General features: G+C 40.2%; 8 protein-coding genes. 3 read left to right on the forward strand and 5 right to left on the reverse strand.

The genetic code is table 11. The features are described from left to right. Window positions 1–96, forward strand: a 96-nt coding sequence (locus FTT84_RS17025; RefSeq protein WP_143242124.1) for a transposase domain-containing protein, incomplete at its 5' end; no start/stop codon positions are given. Between the two features lie 107 nt (window positions 97–203). Here FTT84_RS17025 and FTT84_RS17030 read toward each other — a convergent pair. Then, window positions 204–1,517 carry a type II toxin-antitoxin system HipA family toxin gene (locus tag FTT84_RS17030; RefSeq protein WP_180081948.1) on the reverse strand — a complete coding sequence of 438 codons (1,314 nt, stop codon included), beginning with the start codon at window positions 1,515–1,517 and terminating at the stop codon, window positions 204–206. Next, window positions 1,511–1,870 carry a helix-turn-helix domain-containing protein gene (locus FTT84_RS17035; protein ID WP_110975971.1) on the reverse strand — a complete coding sequence of 120 codons (360 nt, stop codon included), beginning with the start codon at window positions 1,868–1,870 and terminating at the stop codon, window positions 1,511–1,513. The genes FTT84_RS17030 and FTT84_RS17035 overlap by 7 nt, the downstream gene beginning before the upstream one ends. 132 nt (window positions 1,871–2,002) lie before the next feature. Here FTT84_RS17035 and FTT84_RS17040 point away from each other — a divergent pair, with 132 nt between their 5' ends. Further along, the gene (locus FTT84_RS17040; RefSeq protein WP_111860973.1) at window positions 2,003–2,326 is read left to right on the forward strand and encodes a hypothetical protein; all 324 of its coding nucleotides are present in this window, start codon (window positions 2,003–2,005) and stop codon (window positions 2,324–2,326) included. Window positions 2,327–2,360: 34 nt separating this feature from the next. Then, the gene (locus FTT84_RS17045) at window positions 2,361–2,627 is read left to right on the forward strand and encodes a hypothetical protein (RefSeq protein ID WP_111860974.1); all 267 of its coding nucleotides are present in this window, start codon (window positions 2,361–2,363) and stop codon (window positions 2,625–2,627) included. A gap of 296 nt (window positions 2,628–2,923) precedes the next feature. Here FTT84_RS17045 and FTT84_RS17050 read toward each other — a convergent pair whose 3' ends face one another. The 3 genes from FTT84_RS17050 to FTT84_RS17060 are packed head-to-tail and all read right to left on the reverse strand — an operon-like array spanning window position 2,924 to window position 4,178. Next, the gene (locus FTT84_RS17050; protein ID WP_180058953.1) at window positions 2,924–3,295 is read right to left on the reverse strand and encodes a hypothetical protein; all 372 of its coding nucleotides are present in this window, start codon (window positions 3,293–3,295) and stop codon (window positions 2,924–2,926) included. Then, a complete protein-coding gene (locus FTT84_RS17055; RefSeq protein WP_180058952.1) occupies window positions 3,289–3,966 on the reverse strand; it encodes a hypothetical protein in 678 nt (225 codons plus the stop codon). Before FTT84_RS17055 ends, FTT84_RS17050 begins: the two co-directional genes overlap by 7 nt. 14 nt (window positions 3,967–3,980) lie before the next feature. Next, window positions 3,981–4,178 (reverse strand): hypothetical protein, encoded by a 198-nt coding sequence (locus FTT84_RS17060; protein ID WP_180058951.1) that lies wholly within the window; start codon window positions 4,176–4,178, stop codon window positions 3,981–3,983. Window positions 4,179–4,423: the final 245 nt, after the last annotated feature.

Below are 4,423 nucleotides of genomic sequence, written 5' to 3' on the forward strand. Positions count from 1 at the left end.
GCCTATCTCAGTGATGTGCTGAAAAGGCTGCCGACGCATAAAGCGACCCAAATAGAAGAATTACTACCACATCGCTGGAAATCCAACTCAAATTAAAAAATAGGCATGGGGTTCAGCGGACGCTTACTATCGATCTAGGCCCACGTTAAAATATATGCAAAAAAAAGCCACCCGAAGGTAGCTCAGTTGGTAATAAAGACAATTTAGAATTTCAAGCGCAGGTTTTGCTCAACGCGCTCAATCAGAACCTTAGGTACATTTGATTGCACGGCGAGTGAAGTCCAACTTGAAACCGCCTCGATAACCTCTTCCAAAATCTGGCGAATACGCTGTTCATTAAAGATTGGACTTAGCTTCTCGAATGACAGGAAATCAGCCATTTCAAAATTGTCACGCTTTCCGTTAAGAGTCATCCAGTGTTGATCTACCCAAAAAGAGTTCGGCTTATAGCTATATGCCAAGTCATAAGCTGGTGCCAGTTTCCATTGATTATCTACAAGCATGTAGCCAAAGTTCTTTGAGTGGTCATCGTGGTTACGAGATACCACATTGAATACCATACGTCTAAACAACTGTTCTGCCTCGGCTGCAGTCAAACGCAAATGACGGTTCACGTTAAATATTTCTTCGTAAGAGAAAGAACCCGGTTTTTTATAATCCACATGCGCCAGGCCATTCAAGGATTGAATGTGAATCTTCTCATTCCCAACGCGATCAAAACGCTGCGTGATGAAATGTTGACGATCACCCTCTTGCAGCAACTTACAAGGCATCATTTCAATACCGCATTTTAAGGCCATTTGATGATAAACATACTCCATTGCGCCGTAGCCCATTGGATCACCAAAAGTTTCTTTATTGACGTTATGCTCACTCACACCATCAAACTTCATCAAGTAGTGCGTAAAGCCATCTGGAACATCTGTTTGACCTGAACGGACTTGGCTGTAATCCTCATTAAATGCAAGTACTGCTTTAGGGCGTGCGCCACCTGCACTTGTACCCACAGATAGAAGCGCAAGCATGGCATCCTTGTCTTCTGCACCATTATTATTAAGATCAACCTCTAAAGATGAACGAGTGTCTAATACATCTTGGGCGATTTTAATCAACTCAATAATTTCAACTTGCTGAGACGCATTAAAACCATTCATTGATTTCATAGGGTGATACTCTAATGCACCCATGCCGCGCTTACCTGTATATTTCAGGCGTTCTAATGGAGTGATAGAGTCAGGAGATCGACCGTTACGTGCTGTCCACGCATTTAAAATTCGATTACCAAAATCATCAGGTAGTGAGTCAGCAAACAAACCTGCCAAACCCTTGAATGTTTCAAGGTTTAATGTTGGGAATGTATAAACACCCTCTCCTAAAGGCATATACAACGGAGAAAGCTCGATACCACTGTCAAGAAATGATTTAGAGTATTCAAAGGCACTTGGCTGTCCCTCTGTATACGCCATAACCCCAACATCCATACCAAGATATTCAACGCTTACTGTATCTCTCACCATCCTAAATCATCCTTATTCGCAGTTAATATTTTCTTGTTGTTCGAGTTAGCCTTATGTTCACCCGAAGCCTTTTTACGCTCTTTACCTTGCAACTTATGGAGTTGAATTGGCGATATTGGTTGGGGCGGTAAAAACAGATCTATCTGGTCCCTCATGTTTAGAGCATCCAAATATGCGATCAGATTTTCCAGTGTGACTTTCCCTTTCTCAGCATTAATAATTGCGCGTCTCTCTAAGCCGGATATCTCAGATATCTCAACTTGAGTTAAATCTTTATTAAGCCGAGCCTGTTTGATACGCTCACCAATTTCTAATGCTTTTGCATGGCTTGAACTTGTAGATCTAAATCCCATTGTTTAATACCATTTTTTGTACCTAACGAGCTTATTTTAGCACATTAGTACCATTTTGTGTACTAAACGAAGTTTGTATTTTAGACTAATAAGTATTATTTTAAATCATAAATATCGCATTGATGTACTTGCATGAAACCGCACGATTCAAATCATAACGACACCCAAAATAGTACACCTGCAGACAAGGAAATAATTGAGCTGCATAGCGAAGATATTGAAGTGTTGCGCTTACTTGGTGAAAGCTTTGTCACGATCCGTCATCTAGCTGGTCCAGCCTTCAGAACGCTTACCGATAAGCAAAAATTAGATTTAATTTCAAACATTGCAGATGCGAGTCACAACCTACCCAACGTCTTATCAAAAGGTGGTCATCAATCTTGCCTGAATTTTCTTATGGCAGATGCAACCCACCTTCGTACTCAGCTGTTAAAACTACGTGACCTCAACCAATAGGTCACTCCCATAAACAAAAAAAGGTTCATAAGAGATGGAAGTAGCTGAAAAATTAGTTTGCCCTAAATGTCAGGGGCAACTAGCCATTTGGTTTGAGATGGCGACCGAGTATTCAAGAAAAATCCACCCCAAGACTGGTGAAATTAAAACTCGTATAAGCAAATCAGAACCCGAACGAACGGAACGCCAAGGTATTAAATGCACTGAATGTGAATGGCTTGAATCATCTGACGACTTTAGCGAAGAAGCAGCTGAAATTATCGATAAGGTTAAAATTGATCTTGATGACCCTTCTCACTAGAATCCGCATAAAAATTCACGGCGCATAGAATAGAATCCTCTTTAATGCGCAATTTTTACTACACATCATTTAGTACAGTATTTGGTACAATACACATATATTTCATTTGTTATGTACACTTTATTGTACTAAACAAAATTGCTTAAAGTTGCGGTTTTAGCTCATTTTCTTGCGCTAAATTGACAGATTTCTCGCGCCATTATTGTTGCCAATTTAATCAACAAGCATCGTATATACGATAGCAAAGCCCTTTATCAGCCTGCATTGATGTATCACCAGGCCATTAAATCTATCAACTATTCAACTTTAATAATTTCACTGACCAAGTGCCATTTAACCGTTTTGGCTTCTTTAAGTTCAGCGTGATCAAAGAATGCCAAGAATCTAGGCGCTATATCACCTACCAATAGGACTACATGCTGTCTATAATCACTGGTGTAGTTTTCTTCGTAGTCAGTTCGGTTTACATGGCCTGCATGCACCGGCTTTCCATCGATATCCAATTCATCGTCGTAACGATATACACCAGCAACCTTGCAGGCTTTCCCTGTCTCCAAATACACAGCTTTATCCTTTGGAGGCACTTCTTTGTAATAACCTTGATCTGGGAATATACCTGGTGCATCTAAACGACGAATCCATTTGCGCGTTGCATCCGTATCTAGCACTTTATAGCAGGATAAGTCACAGGTGCAGTCCCACCTTTAGGCGGTTTGCGAGTAGAGCAACTACAATCCTTATCGGCAATTTCACGTACCTTGGTAGGGCAAATCGTATTGTAATCTTCGAATTGCTTATTCCCCCAAGTGTCATTGCCAAACTTAATCTCAACCAAGTTTTCAATATTGGCATCTATAGGCTCAAAGCGCTTCCAATCAATTACACCTGCCTTACGCATTTGAATAATTTCAGCGGCCGTAACTTTTAAAATAGTGACATCAGGAATACGGAAAGCACCTTTACCCATATTTTCAATTTCACGCTTAGCCGCACCTAAAGGGAAACTCGATGGCTGATGTCTCCTTCCCTCCCTGTCGCTCATCAGAGCGCTTGGTGGAACAGTGCGCATGTTATAACCAACTTCAGCTAAATACGACCAAACACCATGATTAAGCTCTGCTTCAGCTTGGATTGCGATAGTTACCGTGCGTTGGTATAGGTTTTGCCCTTTATTACCAGTCCGAGGCTTTTTACTCGCAGCGCAAATATGAGCACACAAATATGATCTATTGCCGCCTACCTCTAATTTTATAGGCGTACCTTCACTGGTTGGTTTGGTTGTTGAGCTTCCCGATTTATTATCACTCGAAGTACCTGAAGATGTTTTATCACGTGCCATTATTATTATCCTTTTTACACATCGGTTATATGATAAGTATCGAATTCAGGCTCTTCCTCATCATCAAGGATCTCCAAATTAATAGGGAGTTTTTCATGAGTCCAAAGGTGCTCTGTTTTACCTTGTTCATCCGTATAGCCGATTAACTCACTACCATCTGAAGCAAAAAGTTTATATTTTTGATTATCATAAGACTTTTCAAACTGTCGCACCTCATGTTTGAATTCGCCCAGGATTAAAAACGCTGAATTATTAAGTATTAACTAATATTTTTCAAAAACATATGACACAATAACACAAATGATTGCCAAGGCTATCAAAGTAAATATGGTATATTAGACCTCTTGCGAAAGTAAAAACTGCCTCAATATAGATTTCATGAAATATCAGAAATTAAATCGTTTTTCAGATTCTGAATTCCAGCGCTTGGTTGGTGTACCTCGAGCAGTTTTTAGTG

The organism is Acinetobacter sp. YH01019 (assembly GCF_013420285.1).
In the GTDB taxonomy this organism is placed as follows: Bacteria; Pseudomonadota; Gammaproteobacteria; order Pseudomonadales; family Moraxellaceae; genus Acinetobacter; species Acinetobacter gandensis.

Coding starts and splice junctions, on each gene's coding strand:
- FTT84_RS17030 (WP_180081948.1), bottom strand. CDS start 1,517: ATGGTGAGAGATACAGTAAGCGTTGAATATCTTGGTATGGATGTTGGG.
- FTT84_RS17035 (WP_110975971.1), bottom strand. CDS start 1,870: ATGGGATTTAGATCTACAAGTTCAAGCCATGCAAAAGCATTAGAAATT.
- FTT84_RS17040 (WP_111860973.1), top strand. CDS start 2,003: ATGAAACCGCACGATTCAAATCATAACGACACCCAAAATAGTACACCT.
- FTT84_RS17045 (WP_111860974.1), top strand. CDS start 2,361: ATGGAAGTAGCTGAAAAATTAGTTTGCCCTAAATGTCAGGGGCAACTA.
- FTT84_RS17055 (WP_180058952.1), bottom strand. CDS start 3,966: ATGGCACGTGATAAAACATCTTCAGGTACTTCGAGTGATAATAAATCG.